The following is a 20964-nucleotide window of genomic DNA, read 5'->3' on the forward strand; positions in this document are numbered from 1 at the left end:
TGTCTGAACCGGGATTTTGGGGGATTTGTAGGTTTATTGTCTGAACTCGAATTTGGGGGAATTATTGAAATTTATTGAATTTGCTTAGCATTCTGTTAATTCGTTAAATTCCATAAAATTCGAGTTCGGACAAAATCAAAAAAATCAAGGTTCAATTCTTCTTAGTAAACTCCTTCTGATACATCAAAGGGCTCTTCCCGGTAACCTGCTTAAAATGCTTATGAAAGGTAGAGAAGTTATTAAAGCCGCTATCATAGCACAGCTGCTTAATATTAAGCTTGTTCTCGATTAGTAGCTTACACGCGTAACCCACCTTTATCTCAATAACAAACTGCGAATAAGTTTTGCGGGTTTTTGATTTAAAGTATCTGCAAAAAGAATTGGCACTTACCCCGGCTATATCGGCAATCTCTTCAAGATAGATCTTTTTGCGGAAGTTGCGCATCGAGTACTCGTAGATATTGTTGAGCCTGTCGCTTTCCGATTCATTGTGATCGTACTTAAAACCTATCGAAGTTAAAAAGTTGAGTGATGAGCCTGCCAGTGTATTTAATGCCCTGAGTAGCATAATGATCCGCTCGGCACCATCGGTTTTTAGCATCGTGGTGAGGATGCCGGTTAACGCTTCCTTGGTTTTACCGGTAATTTGCAAGCCCCGTTTGGAGCGCTCAAGCAATACTTTGATCATCTTATTTTCAGGTAGTTGCAAAAACTGATCGCCCCAAAAGTTTTCATTAAAATGCACTACAATGGTATCTGTGGGCTGGGTTTCGCCGCCATCGCCAAAATACACATCATCAAAACGCCAGTAGTGGGGCAGGTTTGATCCCACCAATACCATGTCTCCGGCCTCAAACTGTTTAATGCTATCGCCGATGAACTGTGTGCCACTGCCTTTATTAAAGTAAATAAGTTCCAGCTCCGGGTGGCAATGCCAGCGGTTATTAATGTCGGGCTGTACATCGTGCCGTACGCTAAAAGAATGCGCAGGATCGGCAGATACTTTAAGTAAAAGCGGCTTCATTCAGTTTTATTTACAATGATTGCGCTAAATGTAATTAAAAACTGTAAAAAAAGCTTAATTGTGATAATTAAAATACAATCAGGAGTAACACAGATGCCTTCATCTGCTTAAAATAAAATAGGCGTTCCGTATCTCACCCCGGAACGCCTTGTTGTTATCTTACGATAACTGATCAACTAAATCTCAGATCATCATGCTTTCTGATCTGAACTCACCATCTTTCTCAGGGACGGGAAGATTTTAAATATTGTTTTAGAAACCGCCGCCTGGAGGAGGACCGCCCGGACCGCCACCCGGAGGAGGGCCACCCATACCGCCAGGACCCGTGTTAGGTCTTTTACCGGCAAACTTCTGTAGTTTTAAAGTAAATGTTAACAGGTAATAACGCCCCAAACGGTTACTGTTGGTTTGCGTTACATAACTACCGTTTTGTGTAGTGGTATAACCTGTATTTTCATTAAACACATCCATTACCGAAAAACGAACTGTACCCGCGTTGCCTTTTAAAAATCGGCGCTCAACATAAGTGTTCAATATATTAGGATTGGTTGCCCCTGTGTAGCCGTAGTAAAGCTGTTTAGTATAATCGTAGCTCAGTGTCCAATCTTTAAAAAAGTAGCTTTTGCCGTTAATGCCCAGGTTGAGGGTTTGGAAATTATTGTTGATGTTGGCTTGTTTTATCGAATTGCTTGATGTGTTGATGGCATAAGTAGTGCTGGCCTCGGCATCAATAACATCGGTAATGCTTACCCTGAAGCGCGCACCTTGTGATAGCACCAGGTTTTTGGCGATGTTTTTCTCGGTAGTCATGTTGTAGGTAACTGAATCAACGTTGCTGATATAGGAGACGTTGTTATTGTACGAAACGTTACCGATCATGAACAAATTATATTTTCTTTTTTCCCAGGGTTTGCCAAATACATAAAAGCCTTGCGCCGAATAGTAACCATCGGCATTTAAATATTGGGTTAAAATACTCCCGGCCAGCTTGCTGTTAGGCTCGTAGTTGCGTGGATAGGTTATAGTATTGGCAACAATTTTATTATCGGTTTTGGTGAACGATAAGTTGCTGAAAAATACGTTGCCGCTTTCAAAATTGAACTTGTTATATTTTAAAGCAAGGGTGTTGTTAAACTCCGGTTTCAGATCGGGGTTACCTTGTACGGGGTACGAGGCATTGCTGAAATCGGTAACTGGCTGCAGCTCGGTATATGTTGGCTGCATGCTGCTGCCGTTATAGTTTACGCTGAACGATTGGTTACGCGAAAAGTTATAAATAAACCTGGCAGTAGGTGCCCAGTTAAATGTATTGTTATTGGTTTTAAACGGCGTTCCATCCACTACCGACGATCCGTTTAAAATAGTAGGCTGCGCTACCACACCTAACAAATAGTTGTATTTTTTATCGATAAAACGATAGTTCAATCCAAAACGATGGGTAATAAAAGTTGAGTTGTAATTATTGCTCAGCAGATCGTACCTGTTTGTGGTTCCATCGTTAGCCAGTGTATCGGTAGCTTTATCGGCGGTGGTATAGGCGTAATGGTAGGCGTAGCTGGCCTCCAGGTATCCTTTTTTGCTGATAGGTTCCATGTATGAAATGGTGGTACCCACACTATCTGTACGGCTGTCGGTATTGATAAACTGGCTCAGCGGAGCATTCCTTGCGCCTTCAATATAAGTATAAACCGGATTTTGGTATTTGTTGATGCTGTAGCTACCCGCGCCAACATTTACGCTAAAGTTGCGGCCGTGGGTATTGAACTTGTGATTGAAAAGCACATTGGCCCCATAGTTTGGCTCGGTTGATTTACTGAGCGTAGAGAATGAATAGTTTGATAGCGTTTGTTGTTTGCTGGTGAGCAAGCTGCTCCCGTCACTGTTGGTATTGGTACTGGCGTAGGCAAAGGTAGGGGTGATCTTCAGATAATTTACCGTATCGGGTTTTACTTCGATGTTGAAATTAACACGATGGTTCAGCTTTTCGTCCTGCTGGGTATTGCTTTGCGTGTTGGTACTTGGGTTGGTGGTAGATATGTTGTTTTGTATGGTACTGCTAACGGTATTTATCGAGTTATCGGCAAAACTATAGCTTCCATAAGCGGTAACTTTTTTACCCCAGCTATCGCGATAGTTAAACCCGAATGAACGTGCCGTGGTAATACCGTTTGATGAACTGCTGCTCCCTCCCGGAGGCCCACCCGGACCACCGCCCCTGGGACCGCCGCTGCCAAAGCTGAACAGGTTGGTGTTGGTATTATTAAGGTTACCTAAAAAGGCCAGTTGCCTGTCGCCACTAAAACTGAAAACATTGGCCGATGCTACGTAACGGTTGCTCTCTTTATCATTCGAGATGCCCGGTATAGCATCCCTACCGCCTCCTAAACTGGCCTGCCCAAAATAGCCGTAGTTTTTACTTTGTTTAATATTGATGTTCAGTATTTTTTCGGGTTCGCCGGTTTTTATGCCGGTTAGGTTGGCCTGGTCGCCGTAATCATCAATCACCTGGATGCTTTGTATGATCTCGGCAGGTAGGTTTTTGGTTGCTGTTTTAACATCTCCTCCAAAAAAATCTTTACCATTTACCCGCACTTTAGTTACGCTTTTGCCCTGGGCGGTTATGTTACCATCTTTATCCACATCCATGCCCGGTAGTTTTTTGATCACATCCTCAACAGGGACGCCATCACGTACCTTATAGGCATCAGCATTAAATTCGATGGTATCCTCCTTCATTTTTACTGGATTTACATCGGCAATAACAACGGTGTTAAGCATGGTAGTTTCTGTTTTCAGGATAACCACGGGTAACGTAGCTGGTTTATTATCAGCCTGCAAAATAAAACGGCGTTTCAGTGCCTGGTAGCCTATCGATGTAAAAACCAAACTAAACTGGTTAACTTTTACATTGTTAAACTCGAAGCTGCCATCGGCACCGGTAATTACGGTGGTACTGTCGGTACCTGTAAGCATTTTTACGCTTGTGCCAGCAAGGAGATAGCCTGTTGAGTCTTTAACAATGCCCTTAACCTGCCTGCCGGTTTGGGCATTACTTTTAAAGGATGTTAAAAAAGCAAGGGCTATAAGTATGTACAAAAATTTCATTGTGCGGTTTATTTACAGCCACAAAACAATAGCATTAATTTTAGTGTAAAAAACAGAATAGACCGGTACCTATAATGTATCGACGGGATTCCCTTTTTTGCCTATAAATGAAGGTGATGTACGGGCTTAAACCTGCTTAATGGTTTTAAAGATTGTTTTAAGGCGCTCGTCGGTGATTTTTAGCTTCCCGGCGATTAGGCTTGTCTGTTAGGGTTAACCATTTGTAATATTGCTGAATTATATGTGTAGATTTATGTTTCAGCGTTGCATTATAAACCTGTTTAAATGAGCCTCAAATCAAAAAGTAATACCATCACCGTACTCATCCATATTTTGATATGGGTGGTGTTTGGCTTACTCCTGTTTTTTTATCAGCCACTAACCTGGAATGTTGATTTTCCGTACCAGTTCTGGATCAAACAAACCATCACCTTTTTTCTGCTTGTGGCCGGTTATTACTTTAATAACAAGGTGCTTGTTCCCCGATTTTTATTGCATGATCGTACCGGTGTTTACCTGGTGGCCGTAGTTGCCGTGATCATTGTTTTTTTATTGCTTAATCAATGGGCCGATGATGTGCTGCATATGCATGAGCACATGGAGGCCATATTTCATAAAAAGCATACTACTCCCAAACCTAAAGGCCGTGGCGGCTGGGATATTTTCGGTACCATTATTATAGCATTGGTTTTAGGTATTGGCACCAGTATTACTGCTATACAAAAGTGGCAGGGAGATATCAAGCTCCGGGCCGATCTGGAACAGGAAAAGATCAGCTCCGAACTATCTTTCCTGAAAGCGCAGATCAATCCGCATTTCTTTTTCAATACGCTTAACAACATTTATTCGCTTACTTATATCAATGCTGAAACATCGCGCAAAGCGCTGCACCAGCTATCGCGTATGATGCGTTATGTACTTTATGATACCCAGCACGGTACTGCTTTGCTGAGCCAGGAAGTTGCTTTTATTAAAGATTATATCAGCCTGATGGAACTGCGCTTGACTGAAAAGGTAACGGTTACTTTTAACGCGCCTGCACAGCTAAGTGATGTGGCTATTGCCCCCATGCTGCTGTTGCCTTTTGTTGAAAACGCTTTTAAACATGGTATCAGCGCGGTTTTGCCAAGCACCATCCTGATCAATATCGATCAGCATGCCGATCAATTGGAACTTCATGTGCAAAACGGCATTTATAAAGATGATAATGCGGCCACCGAAGAGAATAAAGGCATCGGCCTAACAAATACCATCCGCCGGTTAGATCTGCTTTATCCCGGCAAATACAAACTGGATATTAACGAGGATGCCGCCACAAATACTTACACCGTTCATTTAACCCTTAACCTGCAATGATACTTAACTGCATAGCCGTTGATGATGAGCCATTGGCCCTTGGCCTGGTTTGCGCTTTTATTGAGCAAACACCATTTTTAAAACTGGTGGGCAAATACAGCAGTGCTGTTGAAGCGCTGGTTGGTTTGCAGGATCAAAAGATCGATCTCATTTTTCTGGATATCCAGATGCCCAACCTTAACGGCATTGAACTGGCCAGGGTGATAGATAGCCGCGGAGCAAACAAGCCACGCATTATTTTCACCACAGCGTATAATCAATTTGCCATTGAAGGCTACCGGGTAGATGCCCTGGATTATCTGCTAAAGCCTTTCAATTATGAAGAGTTTTTGCACGCAGCCAACAAAGCGCTGAGCTACGCCGAATTGCTGGATAAATCGCAAAATCCGGTAAATAACAGCCCGACTGTAGCCCCTCAACCAGAGGAGGAGGAATACCTGTTTTTGAAGATCGAATATCAATTAGTACGCATAGCCCTTAACGATATTTTATACATAGAGGGATTGAAGGACTATGTAAAGATCTACCTGCAGGATAAAGAAAAACCTCTGCTTTCACTCAGCAGCCTGAAGGCCCTTGAAGAAAAACTGCCTTCAAAACGTTTTATGCGAGTGCATCGCTCTTTTATTGTATCGCTCAACAAAATAAACTCTATCACCCGTAATGCGCTACAAATAGGCAAGGTTAATATTACTGTTGGCGATCAGTATAAGGAGGCGTTTGGAGTGTTTTTGAGTAAGTGGGCGTAGGGTTTTGTTGGGATTACATCGATTGATTTTTGATTATGCCGATTTTTGAGCTGGATTTTTGAGATTTAAAGATCGATGGGATGCTTTTGATTTTTTAGATTGTGAAGCCTTTCTTCTGCTTATTTAATTTCCTTGTATTTTGCTGCTTTAAGGGTATCTTTATAGCATGTTTAAAACCTTTGCCTTATTCATATTTGCAACGCTGATATCTTCAATAGCGTTTGGTCAAACCGATACACTTAAAGCATACAGCTACTATCAAAAAGGGATGGGAAAACAAATCGTGCGAGATTACGCAGGTGCCCGCCTTGCTTACGATTCGGCTATTATGGTTAATCCTAAATATTACAGACCCTACTTTTTTCGTGCTCTGGCAAGTTACTATCTCAATGATATTAAAGGTTCAATTACTGATTATAGCACTTACCTTGAAGGCTACCCCAATGCGGCAAATGCTTACGATAACCGCGGATACTCAAAATTTATATTGGGCGATAACGAAGGTGCATTGGCCGATTATAATAAATCGATAGCGCTAAACCCCAAAGTAGTTAAAGCATACCTGAACAGGGGCGGAGCCGAAAATAGGTTGGAGCGTTATAATGATGCGCTAAAGGATTTTAATACCGCGCTCGAATTGATTCCGGGCAATTCTGATGTATATTTTAACATTGGTATAACCAAAGCCGTGTTGCAGGATTTTACCGGCGCCATAGCCGCTTACACCGAAGTGATAAAACAGAAACCCACTTTTGATAAGGCTTACCTATACCGGGGAGTATCAAAAACTATTTTGAAAGATTATGAAGGTGCAGCTGCGGATCTTAATACATCGTTGAAACTAAACCCTAATAACAGCGAAACCTATTTAAGCCTGGGCGCCTTAAAGTTGGATTTGAATGATCATGACGGCGCCTGTAATGACTTTAAAAAGGCTTTAGATATGGGCAACAAACGGGCCGAAGAAATTATAAAGCAAAATTGTAATTGATAATAGCTTTGGATGAAGATGTAAATATACCTATCCGAAAAGTCCTCAAATCCCGGGCCAGATAAAAAAAATGGTGAATTGAAAATATAGTCGCCGGGCATACAATAATTGATTTTAGTGTCTTAATTATCAATATTTAAACACTAATGGCGCGTAATCATATCTCTTTTCAGGTCCGTTTTCTATCACTGTTGAATTGATCTTGATGCTGGTGATATTACTGCTTGTTGTTGAATATTGGTAAGTATCAACAGATAAATAAGGCGGTGTCCCGTTTATTTTTTGATAAGATATGCTTAACGGTAACTTGGTCATAGTACTGATAACAACAAAGTCAAAATCATCGCCAAATATTATCTTATCCATAACCATTGGGTGAAAGTATATAGCTGGGGTGTAGCTGTCTATGTTCCATCTGCCAATGTCGGTATTGGTTAGGCGATCGCGATCTGTAACAGTGGTTATCAATCCGTATGCATCATAGGCATAAGTATAGGTCATTACTAAAACCGGTGTTTCAAAGCCCGGTCCGGAGGTTTGATATCTATCTATACTGCTAACCTTTCCGTTTTGATTATAGCTGTACTCGCGCGACGATTGGAGATGATTATTGGAAGCATCCCTTGTTTCAATTTTTGTTACCTGTCCGGAAGGATTATAGCTGATAGTTGACTTTTGTTTATCGGTGATTATGGTGGTTAATTTTTCCCCGCTATAGCTATAAGTTTCATCGGGCTGATTTAAGCTGGCCTTGAATGAAAAACCTGTAAGCTGATTAACATTGTGATATGAAAGCGTATAATAAGCATCTCCATCTCCCCTGTAAATAGCTTTAACCATATTAGAAACTTCTATGGTAGGCTCGGGTTGATTTTTTTTGCTGCAACCAAAATTTACTAATAAACAGGCAGATAAAGCGAGCAGGGTGATAAGGTGGTTTTTGTACATAAAAAATTAACAATATCACGAATATATAATTTTTTGCCGATAAAGATAGGGGGGCGGATGACTGACAGATCTATATTCGTCATCACAAATCAATAAATCAGCTTGGCCTGGAAACAAATCGCTATTGCCCCACGTTCAGCCTATTGCAATTTTTTGTCTCATTTTTACATCATTAAATAATAATCGCTACTTTTAAATTATGCAAAAGGTAAGTGAAATACAGGTTGAAGTTGCCGACCTGAAATCGTTTGAAGGTTTGGCGGGTGTGCCCGATAGTGAATTGCAATGGCTTATTGATAAATGCGAGGTATTAACGTTTGAAGACGGAGAATACCTGATGCAGCCAGGTGAAGACCTTACAGGTCCGCATTTTGTGTTAGAAGGTAATATGCGCTTCTTCATGTTACAGCAGGGAGCACGCCGCGAATATGTATTGGTTGAAAAAGGAAGTATTACCGGCTATATGCCATATTCGCGCGGTTTAATAGCCAAAGGTTATGCCCAGGCTGTTGGCGAACTTACTGTTTTGAGCTACCCGATACAGGATATTATGGAAATGATCAAAGATCATTTTGAAATAACCCAGGCCCTGGTACACATCATGACCACCCGCGTGCGCGATTTTACAGCCATGCAGCAGCAAAACGATAAGATGATGGCTTTAGGTAAGCTATCAGCAGGTTTGGCTCACGAATTGAACAACCCGGCATCGGCCATTGTTCGCGATTCGTTGTCGCTTCGTAAACACCTGCGCATGGTACCGGCCCACCTTAAAAATATGTTTGCCATTAGGGCGACTGATGACCAGGTTGACGGTCTAACCAACGAACTTTTCAAAATTCTGAATAAAAAAGAGTGCTACACCCGCCTTACGCTTAAACAGCGCACCCAGTTGGAGGATGAGATAACCGAATGGCTGGAAGAAAACGGTGTGGATGACGCTTATGATATAGCTGAAAGTTTTGTTGATTTTAGTTTCACTACTGAAAACCTCGAAACATTAAAGAAAAACGTGCCTAAGCATGCCGTACCTATTATTATGGGTTGGATAAGCAGTAAGCTGATGGGGGAGAAGATGATAGAGGATATCCAGGAGTCGGCCCGCAGGATCGCCGAATTGGTTAGCTCTGTTAAAACTTTTACCCATATGGATAGGGCGCAGGATAAGCAATATGCAGATATCCATATAGGGATCCGCAACACGCTTACCATGTTAGGCTACAAGATCAGGAAGGAAAATATCACCGTTGTTGAAGAGTTTGACGAAACCCTGCCCGAAGTAAAAGCCCTTATTGGCGAACTTAACCAGGTGTGGACTAACCTTGTGGATAACGCCCTTGATGCCATGGAAGTTAACGAAAAAGGTACGCTTACCATCCGCACCAAAAAAGATAATGAGTTTGTTGAGGTTACCATTATTGACGATGGGCCCGGCATTCCCGAAGAAAATATAAGCCAGATCTACGATCCTTTTTTTACCACCAAAGAAATGGGCAAAGGTACAGGTATGGGCCTGGAAGTGGTGCACCGCATAGTAAAGCAGCACCGCGGATCGATCAAGGTAAAATCAAGACCCGGGCATACCGAGTTTATAGTTTGCTTCCCGATAAACGGTTAGCAAAAGGTGATTTTTACCAAAAATATTAGTTAATTTGCCTGCATATTTACCCTATGAGCCGTCCGATAATATTTTCTATAGATGATGACCCGCAGGTACTGCGGTCAATAAGTCGCGATTTGAAAACACAGTATGGCAAAGAATACAAAATACTGAGTACCACATCGGCAAATGAAGCATATGAAACCCTTGCCGAGTTGAAAAACAGCTCGGAAGTGGTGGCCTTATTTTTATGCGATCAGCGCATGCCCGAAATGGAGGGTGTTAAATTTTTGGAGAAAGCCAAAAAAATATTCCCCGAAGCAAAGCGCGTACTGCTAACCGCATATTCTGATACCGACGCAGCCATCAAAGCCATCAACGATGTGCAACTTGATTACTACCTGATGAAGCCCTGGAACCCACCAGAAGAAAAGCTTTACCCGGTAATAAACGATCTGCTTGATGATTGGCACAGCCATTATATTCCCGAGTTTGTGGGCATGAAATTGGTAGGTTACCAGTTTTCGCCGCAATCGCACCAGATAAAAGATTTTTTAGCAGGTAACCTGATCCCATACCGTTGGTTCGATATCGAAAAAAATATTGATTCGGCCAATTTATTAACCATCAACAACCGCACTACAGACGATTTGCCGATGGTGATATTTGAGGATGGGACTTGCCTTAACAAGCCAACCATCAGGCAGATTGCCGATAAAATGGGCAAAAACCCAACCGAACTAACCGACGTTTACGATGTAGTAATCATCGGTGCGGGGCCAGCTGGTTTGGCTGCCGCGGTTTATGGTTCATCAGAAGGGTTAAAAACTTTATTGATAGAGCGTAAAGCACCGGGTGGACAAGCAGGTACGAGTTCGCGCATTGAAAACTATCTGGGATTCCCGGCCGGTTTGAGCGGTGCCGACCTTACTCGTCGTGCTATTAGCCAGGCCATGCGTTTGGGTGCTGAGTTTTTATCGCCCCAATCGGTTAGCGATATTAAACTGAAAGACGGCTACAAAACCATTGTTTTGGATGATGGTCCGGAAATTATCAGCCGTACAGTAGTGATCACCACTGGTGTTGATTACCGTAAGCTTGAAGTAAAAGGTGTTGAAAACTATACTGGTGCCGGTATTTATTATGGTGCCGCAACAACCGAAGCTTCGGCGTGCACAGGTAAAGAGGTGTATGTGATAGGCGGAGGTAACTCGGCCGGGCAGGCAGCAATGTATTTATCAAAGTTTGCCAAAAATGTGCACATCATTATCCGCAGGGATGATTTGACGGCTACCATGTCGGCCTATTTGATTACGCAAATTGCCGAAACGCCAAACATTGTGGTGTTACCTAATACCGAGGTTATAGAAGCAGAGGGTACTAACTGCCTTGAAAAGTTAACCATCCAAAACTGCAGAACCAAAGAAAGCGAAGTTAAAGTAGCCAGTGCGCTATACATTTTTATAGGCGCTAAGCCATATACCGACTGGGTGAAGTTAGACATAATTAAAAATGCCAAAGACTTTATTGAAACCGGTCGCGAGTTGCGCAGCTACGAAAATTTCAACAAAGTATGGAAGCTTAAACGCGATCCATTCCTGCTGGAAACAAGCAGTCCTGGCATTTTTGCCGCCGGCGATGTACGCGCAGGAGCAATGAACCGCGTAGCATCTGCAGTAGGAGAGGGCTCAATGGCGATTAGTTTTGTACATAAATACCTGGCCGAAGTTTAAAAAATCATGGAAGAAACCTGCGCACACCTTGAAGCTGTTGAAAGCATAGTTGAACCTAAAGACTACGTTTGCGAAGAATGTGTAAAGCATCACAGCAGTTGGGTACACCTGCGTACCTGCCAAACCTGTGGTGTTACGCTTTGCTGCGATAGTTCGCCGAACACACATATGACCAAGCATTTCCATGCTACCGGCCACCCGGTAGTAATATCGGCCGAGCCTGGCGAGCGCTGGTTATGGTGTTATGTGGATGAGGCGGTGAAAGGGTATTGAGTAGGCTGATTGTCAATCAAAATCAAAAAATGATATAAATTAAATAAAAGACGTCATTGGCGAGGTACGAAGCAATCCCCAATAAGCAGGTCCGCCCTGTATAGTTTGGGATTGCTTCGTACATTGCAATGACGTTTTGGTATATATTGGGAGATATATTTTACTCCACCTAACTCTTAAAAGCCAAATACTTATCCAACGACCAAGGCCCCGAACCTAAAACAGTAAAAATAATCAGCAACACTAAAGCGGTAATAGAAGGCCACGCCATCGCGTTAATAGGTTCGCGGAAAACGCTTGTTAAAAACACAGCCCCTGTAAGTATCGGGATTTGGATAATACAGCCTAAGCGGGTTAAAATGCCCATTGCTATCAGTATGCCTCCTACCATATGGGCAAAGGCTACATAGTAAACCAAAACCATCAGCATATCTGGCGATACATCTACTACCGTTTGATCGGTAATAATACCACGCAAATAAGATGTGTTTTCCATAAAGGTGATACCTTTCACTAATAAAAAAATACCGAGTGCAACGCGCACAATGTCCAGCACTTTAGGGTGATGCGTATCTCCCCAGTTTTCAATTTTATGAACCAAATTCATAAAGCCCTCCTTTTTCGTTAAATAATTGGTTACCGACAGCCTCGGGGCTTGTTGAGATCAAGGCGGCCGGGTTGCGTATTTCTAATTTAGTAACAAGTTTGTTATGAAACAAGTTTTAACACGGAGGAATTTTTCTTTCGGATAAGGAGATCAGCATTTTAGCGATTCAATTCTTAGTCGGGATATTGTAATAAAATACTTATCGGTATATTCTGTAGGTTTATTATTTTAATTTGCCGTTACAAACTCTCTCTCTGCAATTATGAAGAAATTCAAAACCATATTTAACCAGGTAAAAGCTCTTGAAGGTACTGAAACGCCCGACTTGATCAACTTACTATGGCAATTGATCTATTACTCGCCCAAAATGCCTGTGCGCCTGCAGCAACAGCAACTACTTGATGAAGCGAAAGCGTTTACATTGGAGGTTGATGATCTGCACTTCGCAAAATCAAACCTGAAGTTTAATGGTTTTATTTGGGGAGAGGGAAGCCGCAAGATTTTGGTTACACATGGCTGGGGTTCTAAAGCCGCCGATTTCTCTGAACTCATTACGTCGCTTAAATCTCTTCCGAATACTCAAATAATCGCTTTCGATGCACCGGGTAACGGAAGCTCGGACCGGGAATTATCTAATTTGATATTGTTTGCCAAGGCGGCAACAGCTATTATAAAAACTTATGGTGTCCCCGATGTGATGATAGGGCATTCGTTAGGGGCAATGGCTAATGCTGTGGCTATTAAGGATACCAGTATAGAACCGGAGTTGCTGATTAGCATTACCCCGTTGATCAACTTAAGAGAAAACTTCGTCGCCACCCTGAATGCGGCAGATGTAAGTCCGGAGGTGCAAGCCAAATTCTTTGCCGATTTTGAGCAGCTGTTTGAAATGAAGGCATCCGATTTTATAATGGATAAAGTATATCCAACTGAATTGATCCATCGCCATTGGCTGGCTTTTGATCCTGAGGATAAGGTTGCGCCGGTTGGCTATTTAAAGGCGTTTATTGATCTGCATCCCGAAATAGAAACCAAAGCCTATGAAAACCGAGGCCATGACCGGATCATTAAGGATGATGCCTTAATTGCAGATATTTTGGCTTTAATAGCTTAATTATTTAGCCGCTGTTACCTCATCCATGGCTTTCATAAAAGTGGTTACCTCAATTTCATCGCGGTGTGCTTTTAAATAGGCTAAAAGTTGGCGATGTGCATCGGCTGGGGTAATGAGATAATCGCCACCTACGCCATGAAACATAAATACACCCATACCGCCGCTTTGCTGTACCTTTTTTACAAATGCTATCAGGGCTTCGCCGGTTACAGGGTTGCCGGTAACCGCGAATGAAGGTACCCGGAGCGGATCGAGGTTTTTAAAATCTGTGATCACGGCATCTGGTCCGCCGCCGATGCGGGCATATTTGGCGAGGCCGGCTTTGCGTAGGGTATCTACATAGTTTACGCCTCCAACTTCTTCTTCGGTGCATGGGTAGGCATAAGTTCGGGTACCTGTTTTACCATCAAGGGCATATAAAAGGGTATTCATTTGGTTGATCTCGCGCAGCATCATATACGGCGTATAAGCTCCCGAGTTATTAGCAGAGTTGGCTTTTACCGTGGTAAGCAGGCAAGGATGATATAAAGTATGATTTGCCAGTTCGTAGCCTTTTTTTGCTGCTTCCCGCCAGCGGAGGATTGTTGATTCTGACATTCCGCCTGTTAAAAAGAAGGTGCCGGTAAGGTGGGCAGAATCAAGTTGAGGTATAGCGATGTTGAGTTGGGAGTTGATGCCATCATCGTAGGTTAGCACGATGATGGCTTTTTTATGTTTGGGCTGCTGGGCTTGAATATTGAGCGATATAATGGCTAATAAAAAGAAAATCAATCTTTTCATAAAAGGTCGTTTGGTTATCGCTAATATATGAGGAAGATTTGATAGATATCAGTTAGAATTTAGATTGAAAAAACTATGCCTAAAAAATGTCATTGAGGTACGAAGCAATCCCGCACTATACAGGGCGGACCTGCTTATCGGGGATTGCTTCGTACCTCGCAATGACGTCTTGTATATGTTTTTAATGGCTTTTAATGTACCCGATCTACACCACCTCGCTCTGCACGCCCGAATAATATTTCAATTCGATCAAATCATGTGGCAACGACTTACTATTCCAATGCTGGTGTATGGCTAAAGCCGTACCCACCGCTGTAGCCTGCGCCATCGATGCAGCATAAACTTCAAGGTACGGAAAAGCCGAAGCCAGCAAGTGCATAAACACACTGTTTTTGCTAAAGCCTCCATCAACAAAAATACGTTTCACGCTACAGCCATTTAAAACATAGTTAGTTGAGATGCTTTGTTGTGCGATGATATCCAGCATCAATTGATGATAGGCTTCAATATCATTGGCAAATGTGCTTAGATCCCGCTGTTCAAATGCCGATTTTTGCAACTGACCATCCTGTTCATTTGCTTTCAAGGCCGGTCGGTTTTGCAACTTAGCCACAACAGCCGGATCAAACTGAATGGTACGGTATCTGATCTCATCCTGGTTAAAATGAGCGGCTATGCGTTTTACCTGCTGCTCATATTCATACCCGGTAAATAGGCGCGAGGCTTTTACCGGCTTGCCTTTGTATTGAAGGTAATTAAGGCAATCGTGCTTTAACTCATCTGCTGTTAACGGTGTCTGGTTAAATGGGTTCAGACTGATAGACCAGGTACCTGTAGAGATCAGCACAAAAGGCATATTAAAACTCACCAGGTAGGGGATCAGCGCTGCCGAACTATCGTGCAAGCCGATACCCACTTTGTAGCCATTGCCTGGAAACTCGGCGGTCAGTACGCTATCAGCAGGGTGCAAGGGTGCCATTTTAGGCAGAATGTTTTCCTGTGATAACCAGTTATGGTAGTTGTTTTTGCCGAAATCCCAAAGGGCGGTATGGCAACCAATACTGGTTAAGTCCGTCACCATTTGCCCGCTGATGAGGTAACTCATGTACTGGGGCAGATGCAGAGCATACTTTACTTTCTTAAAAACTTCCGGTTGCTCATATTTAAGCCTGTACAATTGCAGGCCCGAATTGAGGTTACCCAAAATGGGCGAGGCGGTTTCTAAAGCAAATCCGGCTTCATCGCCGTAGTTGTTATAAAACTGCCTGCCCAATTCTGGCGGATATGGTTTAAGGTAATTGTAAAGTGGCGTAAGCGGCTTGCCATATTCATCTACATAAACAAAGCTGGCCCCATAAGTCGAGAAATTGATCGCTTTAAGATCAAACTCTTTATGTTTAATGATCTCGCGCAGCGAATCGAACACCGATAGCCGTAAGCTATCGAGGTTTTCGCATGTATCGCCATCCTCATCATGAGTTTCCAGGAAACGGGCTGTGCGCTCAAAAACTATCTTGTAGTTCTCGTCGAACAGGAAGAGTTTCTTGTTGGTTTTACCTACGTCAAAAACGGCTATAACTGGTATCGGCTCCATAGGCTTACAATCCGGTTGATACTGCTTTAGCTCCTCTTTCGCCTACCAGTTGCTGCCTGATGCTTTGATGCCTGTAAACAGCCAGCGGATTTAGCGCGCCGCCTGCACGTAAGCGTGCTTCGGCCAATAACGGCCTTACATCGGTGCGGTAGGCCTGTTGTAATATTTCTTGTGCCAATACTACATCATTATCCTGCTGAGCTTGTACCAATGCAGGGGTATCAACCAATAAGGCCTGTGCATAAGCTATTTTGATGGCTTCTACAGATTGTAACAGATCTTCAATAGGGTCTTTTATGTTATGCGATGCGTCGATCATCCAACCTATAGAAGTAGCATGTGTCATGCCGCGGGCGTCCATGCCTTCAACCAATTCGTTAAATATCAGGAATAACTGATATGGGTTAATGCTGCCTACAGTGAGGTCGTCATCTCCATATTTCGAATCGTTAAAATGGAAACCGGCCAGTTTGCCTTCCATCAGCAATAGTGAAACTATCTGCTCGATGTTTGCTCCCTGTAGGTGGTGACCCAGATCAACCAGAGTCTGCGCTTTTTGACCTAATTTGGAAGAGAGCAGGTATGATTGTCCCCAATCGCCGATAGTGGTTGAGTAAAAATTAGGTTCGTATGGTTTATACTCTACCCAAACTTTCCAGTCATCAGGTAAAGCATCATATATCTCATGTAAGCTTTCCAAAGTGCGCTCGAATGCGCCACGCATATTCAGCTGACCGGGGAAGTTTGAACCATCCGATAACCAAACAGACAATGCTTTCGAATCCAACTCAACGCCGTATTTTATCACTTCGATGTTATGGGCAACGGCCTGCCTGCGCACCGCTTTATCAACATGGTGTAATGAACCAAATTTATAACTCAATTCCTGGTTAGGCTGATCCTGAAAAGTATTGGAGTTAACCGCATCAAAATGTAAACCCAACTGCGCCGCGTGTGCCTTAACTGCTGAGGCATTTGAAGGGATATCCCATGGGATATGCAATGAAATCGAATTACTGCTGCGGTTAAGCGCATGGATCAATCCTACATCTTCAATTTTTTCTTCCAAACTACGTGGCTCGCCTCCGCCAGAAAAACGACCAAAACGTGTACCTCCAGTACCTAAGGCCCAGCTTGGTATAGCAATATTAAAGTCAATTAGTTTTTGCAGGATGCTATCCAGGTTTTTTACGTCGGCCGCAACAAAATCAAATTTGCGCTGGTGGGCGTTTAGCTGTTGATGATTAGCTTCATCAATTTTATATTTTTCTAACTGCATAATTGGTATTGGTTATGATTCGCACGTTCAAGTGTCCACGCTTGAATGCGCGAAGGTTATTTTAATTCCCTCCCTCGGGAGGGGTGCGCGGGTTTGCGAGGTGGCAGGGAGGGGTTTGTACGCCTTGCTTAACGAATAAGCAAATCGAAGAAACCCCTCCCTACACCCTCCCGGGGGAGGGAATCGCACAAGCCCACGCTTTTTTATTTTTTCAGACCATGAACCACGATCTATAAACTATCTTACAAACGCCATTGCCACGCCGCCATCAACATTCAACACGTTGCCGGTTGATTTGTTGAGTAGTCCACCGGTGAAAGCGAAGCAGGCATTGGCAATATCGGCAGGTAAAATTACCTCGTTCAATAATGTACGTTTAGCATAATAAGCTGGCAGTTCATCAACAGTAACGCCATAGGCTTTAGCACGGCCTTCAGCCCATCCGCCGGCCCAGATATTACTATCGCTGATCACTGCATCGGGGTTAACCACGTTCACGCGGATCTTATCGGTACCCAACTCGGCTGCGTTCAACCTGCTTAGGTGTAACTGCGCCGATTTTGCCGAACCATAGCCAGCGTTGTTTGGCCCGCTAACCAAAGCGTTTTTACTTACAATATTAATGATATCACCGCCAATATCCTGTTTTTTCATCACAGCTACGGCAGCTTGCGTAATAAAGAACTGGCCTTTTACCAATACATCATATAATAAATCCCAGTCTTTCTCGGTATGATCGGCAATTGATTTGGAGATAGATAAGCCGGCATTGTTAACCACAATATCCACACCGCCAAATGCTAATGCCGCAATCTCAAGCGCTTCGTTTATCTGATCGGCTTTGGTAACATCGAGAATGGCTGTGGTATATGAGTCTTTACCGTATTGTTTTTTGAACTCTTCGCCTGCGCCTTCTAAACGCTCGGCGTTCATATCGTTTAGGATCACTACCGCACCTTCATCAACAAACTTTTTGGCAATAGCTTTACCAATACCGCCTGCACTACCTGTGATCAGGGCAATTTTGCCCGACAATGCTTTTGGCTTAGGCATGCGTTGTAGTTTAGCTTCTTCCAGTAACCAGTATTCGATATCAAAAGCTTCCTGACGAGGAAGTGAGGTATATTCAGAGATAGCCTCGGCGCCTTTCATTACGTTGATGGCGTTGGTGTAAAATTCGGCGGCAACGCGGGCGGTTTGTTTATCTTTTGAGAAAGAGAACAGGCCCACACCCGGGTAAAGAATAATCACCGGGTTGGTATCCCTGATAGCCGGGCTATTATCGTGTTTACAGGTATTGTAATAGTCGGTGTACATTTGGCGGTAAGCCTCAAATGCGGGTGCTAAACGGGCTTTCAAAGCAGTAACATCGCTCAAATCTTCGCCCGGTGCAAGGTCAAGTACCAGGGGACTGATCTTGGTGCGCAAAAAGTGGTCAGGGCAGCTGGTACCCAGCGGTGCCAAACGATTCAAATCGTTAGAGTTAATAAACTCCAGCACACGTGAATCATCAGTAAAATGACCAACCATGTGGCGGTAGCTTGAGCAGAAACCGCGTAACACAGGTGCAAGCGCGGCGGCTTGTTTTTTACGGCCGGTTTCGTCAAGGCTTTCAACTTTCTGGCCGCCAAAAACGGGGGCTTTTTTGCCGTAGTTTTCTTCCAGGTACTCGGCGCAGCGCTCAATTACCTCAAGGGTGTTCATATAGCTTTCGTAAGCGGTATCGCCCCAGGTAAATAAACCGTGCGAACCTAACATAATGCCGCGGATGCCGGGATTTTCATCCAAACATTGTTTTAATTGCAAACCAAGCTCAAAGCCAGGTTTTTTCCATTCAACCCAGCCAATGGTACCATTAAATAATTCCTGGGTTATTTTTTTACCGTCTTTTGCTGCCGCGATAGCGATAGCCGCGTCGGGATGCAGGTGATCGATATGTTTGAATGGCAGGAAACCATGTAGCGGGGTATCGATAGATGGGGCTTTTGAGTTAAGATCGTAAATGCAGTGGTTAAACAATTCAACCATTTCATCTTCAAATTCAACCCCGCGGTATATATTTTTAAGGCTGCGTAAACGGTCAACGTAAAGGGCTGCCAGTCCGCTTTTTTTAAGCGTGCCGATATCACCGCCTGAACCTTTTATCCACATTACCTCAACATCGTTACCGGTAAGCGGATCTTTGCTTTGCAGTTTACATGAGGTATTGCCGCCACCATAATTGGTAAGGCGCAGATCGGCACCTAACAGGTTTGATCGGTATATGAGCAGAGCTACTTCATCGCCTTCCAGTTCGGCGGCTTTGGCATCGTCCCAAAGGTAACTTACATGCTTAAATTGTGTTGTTTTAACAGACATATGTTTAATTACTGAATTGTTGAGTTAATGAATTATTGATTTATTTTAATTGTTGAGTTGTTAAGTTCGACGCTTGTTTTAGTTTCCGATTTAGCCTTTATCTTATTGCCGTAACCAACTACCAATACTGATAGCGCGATCACAGCTATACCAGCTATTACAGTACCGAATGCTTTTTTACTTACGCCTTTCCACTCTTTCAGCACCAGGCCCCATGTATTGGCGATGAGGATGATAAAGGCCATGTGTAAGATCCATGAGCTGGCACCGTTGCCCATTTTACTTTCGCCCATTCCGTAAAAAAAGAACTGCAAAAACCAGGTTGTGCCTGCCAGTGCCGCAAACAGGTAGTTTTTAAGCAAAGGCGTCTTCTTATCGGTATAATTGTTAAATGTTTTGTTGCGTGCGTTCAGGATCATGCACCATATAAAATTGGTGGTAAGGCCTCCCCATAGTATAATAATGTAGGGAACGTTGTTTGAGTACAGGAAGTCGCCTTGCCCCGGATGTGACGCCTGCCAGGTATGGTTGGCAATATCGGCCATCGGTTTTCCGGCTTCAATGCCGAAGTTGAAACAGGCACTCAATATACCCGATATTACAGCTACCACAATACCTAAACCAAAGCGGTAATCCTTATTTTCTTCAGCTACTGTTTTATCGGTAGATAATTCCTTCTCTTTCATGGTACCGGCCTTCCCGCATATAATGATACCCACAACACAAAGTAAAATGCCTAACAAAACCATTTGTCCCCATGGAGTGTGCAGCATCATGCTAAAAGTGTCTTTCCCCTCTTTCGGGAAAAGATCATAATACACCGATGGAATTATCGCCCCAAAAACCGAGCATAAACCTAATATAATGGTGCTGCCTAATGATACGCCTAAATAGCGTACGCCCAATCCATATGTCAATCCGCCAATGCCCCATAACAAACCCATCAGGTATGTCCAGCCAAGGGTAGCCGAATCAGTATGACTTATAATATCGGCAAAGCCCGGAACTGTAAGCCATGCGGCCAGCGGCGGCACAATGAGCCATGAAAAAATTCCACCTACAATCCAGTAGCTTTCCCAGGCCCAGCCTTTTATTTTTTTGTAGGGAATGTAAAAACTCCCCGAAGCAAAGCCACCGATAAAATGGAAGATGACCCCTAAAATTACTTGCATACTCTTAATTGGTTTATATTGGTAAGGCTAATGTAGATAATATAAATCCTGGAACTATCCCCTTCTGTCTCCGTGATTTTGTCTGAACCGGGATTTGGGGGGATTTTTGGGATAGACAGGATTGTTTTGTCTGAATCAGAATTTACAGAATTATAGGATTTTCAGAATAGGAATTAAATAAGCATTCTATTAATTCTTAAATCCTGTAAATTCTGATTCAGGCAAATTGTTAATCAAATCCCATAATCCCAAAAATCCACCCAAATCCCGGTTCAGAATCA

16 protein-coding genes are annotated in these 20964 nt (G+C 43.2%); 7 read left to right on the forward strand and 9 right to left on the reverse strand.

From position 1 onward, the window contains the following. Window positions 1–151: 151 nt before the first annotated feature. Window positions 152–1024 carry an AraC family transcriptional regulator gene (locus AAFN85_RS22275; RefSeq protein ID WP_347529869.1) on the reverse strand — a complete coding sequence of 291 codons (873 nt, stop codon included), beginning with the start codon at window positions 1022–1024 and terminating at the stop codon, window positions 152–154. Window positions 1025–1276: 252 nt separating this feature from the next. Further along, on the reverse strand, window positions 1277–4129 hold the full coding sequence (locus AAFN85_RS22280) for an outer membrane beta-barrel protein (RefSeq protein WP_347529871.1): 2853 nt from the start codon (window positions 4127–4129) through the stop codon (window positions 1277–1279). A gap of 285 nt (window positions 4130–4414) precedes the next feature. Here AAFN85_RS22280 and AAFN85_RS22285 point away from each other — a divergent pair, with 285 nt between their 5' ends. From AAFN85_RS22285 to AAFN85_RS22295, 3 genes are all read left to right on the forward strand, one after another. After that, window positions 4415–5485, forward strand: a complete 1071-nt coding sequence (locus AAFN85_RS22285) for a histidine kinase (RefSeq protein WP_347529872.1) — start codon at window positions 4415–4417, stop codon at window positions 5483–5485. After that, the gene (locus AAFN85_RS22290; protein WP_347529873.1) at window positions 5482–6234 is read left to right on the forward strand and encodes a LytTR family DNA-binding domain-containing protein; all 753 of its coding nucleotides are present in this window, start codon (window positions 5482–5484) and stop codon (window positions 6232–6234) included. The genes AAFN85_RS22285 and AAFN85_RS22290 overlap by 4 nt, the downstream gene beginning before the upstream one ends. 166 nt (window positions 6235–6400) lie before the next feature. Next, window positions 6401–7225 (forward strand): tetratricopeptide repeat protein, encoded by an 825-nt coding sequence (locus AAFN85_RS22295; protein WP_347529875.1) that lies wholly within the window; start codon window positions 6401–6403, stop codon window positions 7223–7225. A 129-nt stretch (window positions 7226–7354) separates the two neighbouring features. Here AAFN85_RS22295 and AAFN85_RS22300 read toward each other — a convergent pair whose 3' ends face one another. Next, a complete protein-coding gene (locus AAFN85_RS22300; protein ID WP_347529876.1) occupies window positions 7355–8173 on the reverse strand; it encodes a hypothetical protein in 819 nt (272 codons plus the stop codon). A gap of 199 nt (window positions 8174–8372) precedes the next feature. Here AAFN85_RS22300 and AAFN85_RS22305 point away from each other — a divergent pair, with 199 nt between their 5' ends. The 3 genes from AAFN85_RS22305 to AAFN85_RS22315 are packed head-to-tail and all read left to right on the forward strand — an operon-like array spanning window position 8373 to window position 11779. Continuing rightward, window positions 8373–9791: an ATP-binding protein gene (locus AAFN85_RS22305; protein ID WP_347529877.1), complete on the forward strand. Its 1419-nt coding sequence runs from the start codon at window positions 8373–8375 to the stop codon at window positions 9789–9791. Window positions 9792–9844: 53 nt separating this feature from the next. Beyond that, entirely contained in the window at window positions 9845–11506 is a 1662-nt protein-coding gene (locus AAFN85_RS22310; protein WP_347529878.1) for an FAD-dependent oxidoreductase, read from the forward strand. A 6-nt stretch (window positions 11507–11512) separates the two neighbouring features. Further along, on the forward strand, window positions 11513–11779 hold the full coding sequence (locus AAFN85_RS22315) for a UBP-type zinc finger domain-containing protein (protein ID WP_347529879.1): 267 nt from the start codon (window positions 11513–11515) through the stop codon (window positions 11777–11779). A gap of 169 nt (window positions 11780–11948) precedes the next feature. Here the strand turns inward: AAFN85_RS22315 and AAFN85_RS22320 are convergent, their stop codons facing one another. After that, a complete protein-coding gene (locus tag AAFN85_RS22320; RefSeq protein ID WP_347529880.1) occupies window positions 11949–12386 on the reverse strand; it encodes a DoxX family protein in 438 nt (145 codons plus the stop codon). A 262-nt stretch (window positions 12387–12648) separates the two neighbouring features. Here AAFN85_RS22320 and AAFN85_RS22325 point away from each other — a divergent pair, with 262 nt between their 5' ends. Beyond that, on the forward strand, window positions 12649–13500 hold the full coding sequence (locus tag AAFN85_RS22325) for an alpha/beta hydrolase (protein ID WP_347529881.1): 852 nt from the start codon (window positions 12649–12651) through the stop codon (window positions 13498–13500). Here AAFN85_RS22325 and AAFN85_RS22330 read toward each other — a convergent pair whose 3' ends face one another. The 5 genes from AAFN85_RS22330 to rhaT all read right to left on the reverse strand — a co-directional run bounded on the left by AAFN85_RS22330 (window position 13501) and on the right by rhaT (window position 20683). Next, window positions 13501–14280 (reverse strand): polysaccharide deacetylase family protein, encoded by a 780-nt coding sequence (locus AAFN85_RS22330; protein ID WP_347529882.1) that lies wholly within the window; start codon window positions 14278–14280, stop codon window positions 13501–13503. A gap of 205 nt (window positions 14281–14485) precedes the next feature. After that, window positions 14486–15874 (reverse strand): FGGY family carbohydrate kinase, encoded by a 1389-nt coding sequence (locus tag AAFN85_RS22335; RefSeq protein WP_347529884.1) that lies wholly within the window; start codon window positions 15872–15874, stop codon window positions 14486–14488. A 4-nt stretch (window positions 15875–15878) separates the two neighbouring features. Beyond that, window positions 15879–17153: a sugar isomerase gene (locus AAFN85_RS22340; protein WP_347529885.1), complete on the reverse strand. Its 1275-nt coding sequence runs from the start codon at window positions 17151–17153 to the stop codon at window positions 15879–15881. 237 nt (window positions 17154–17390) lie between these two features. After that, window positions 17391–19511: a bifunctional aldolase/short-chain dehydrogenase gene (locus tag AAFN85_RS22345; protein WP_347529886.1), complete on the reverse strand. Its 2121-nt coding sequence runs from the start codon at window positions 19509–19511 to the stop codon at window positions 17391–17393. A 32-nt stretch (window positions 19512–19543) separates the two neighbouring features. Then, window positions 19544–20683, reverse strand: coding sequence for an L-rhamnose/proton symporter RhaT (gene rhaT / locus AAFN85_RS22350; RefSeq protein ID WP_347529887.1), 1140 nt, complete (start codon window positions 20681–20683; stop codon window positions 19544–19546). Between the last annotated feature and the right edge of the window lie 281 nt (window positions 20684–20964).

Source organism: Mucilaginibacter sp. CAU 1740, from assembly GCF_039839285.1.
GTDB lineage: Bacteria > Bacteroidota > Bacteroidia > Sphingobacteriales > Sphingobacteriaceae > Mucilaginibacter.

Coding starts and splice junctions, on each gene's coding strand:
- AAFN85_RS22285 (WP_347529872.1), top strand. CDS start 4,415: ATGAGCCTCAAATCAAAAAGTAATACCATCACCGTACTCATCCATATT.
- AAFN85_RS22345 (WP_347529886.1), bottom strand. CDS start 19,511: ATGTCTGTTAAAACAACACAATTTAAGCATGTAAGTTACCTTTGGGAC.
- AAFN85_RS22290 (WP_347529873.1), top strand. CDS start 5,482: ATGATACTTAACTGCATAGCCGTTGATGATGAGCCATTGGCCCTTGGC.
- AAFN85_RS22340 (WP_347529885.1), bottom strand. CDS start 17,153: ATGCAGTTAGAAAAATATAAAATTGATGAAGCTAATCATCAACAGCTA.
- AAFN85_RS22275 (WP_347529869.1), bottom strand. CDS start 1,024: ATGAAGCCGCTTTTACTTAAAGTATCTGCCGATCCTGCGCATTCTTTT.
- rhaT (WP_347529887.1), bottom strand. CDS start 20,683: ATGCAAGTAATTTTAGGGGTCATCTTCCATTTTATCGGTGGCTTTGCT.
- AAFN85_RS22305 (WP_347529877.1), top strand. CDS start 8,373: ATGCAAAAGGTAAGTGAAATACAGGTTGAAGTTGCCGACCTGAAATCG.
- AAFN85_RS22325 (WP_347529881.1), top strand. CDS start 12,649: ATGAAGAAATTCAAAACCATATTTAACCAGGTAAAAGCTCTTGAAGGT.
- AAFN85_RS22300 (WP_347529876.1), bottom strand. CDS start 8,173: ATGTACAAAAACCACCTTATCACCCTGCTCGCTTTATCTGCCTGTTTA.
- AAFN85_RS22280 (WP_347529871.1), bottom strand. CDS start 4,129: ATGAAATTTTTGTACATACTTATAGCCCTTGCTTTTTTAACATCCTTT.
- AAFN85_RS22310 (WP_347529878.1), top strand. CDS start 9,845: ATGAGCCGTCCGATAATATTTTCTATAGATGATGACCCGCAGGTACTG.
- AAFN85_RS22295 (WP_347529875.1), top strand. CDS start 6,401: ATGTTTAAAACCTTTGCCTTATTCATATTTGCAACGCTGATATCTTCA.
- AAFN85_RS22320 (WP_347529880.1), bottom strand. CDS start 12,386: ATGAATTTGGTTCATAAAATTGAAAACTGGGGAGATACGCATCACCCT.
- AAFN85_RS22330 (WP_347529882.1), bottom strand. CDS start 14,280: ATGAAAAGATTGATTTTCTTTTTATTAGCCATTATATCGCTCAATATT.
- AAFN85_RS22335 (WP_347529884.1), bottom strand. CDS start 15,874: ATGGAGCCGATACCAGTTATAGCCGTTTTTGACGTAGGTAAAACCAAC.
- AAFN85_RS22315 (WP_347529879.1), top strand. CDS start 11,513: ATGGAAGAAACCTGCGCACACCTTGAAGCTGTTGAAAGCATAGTTGAA.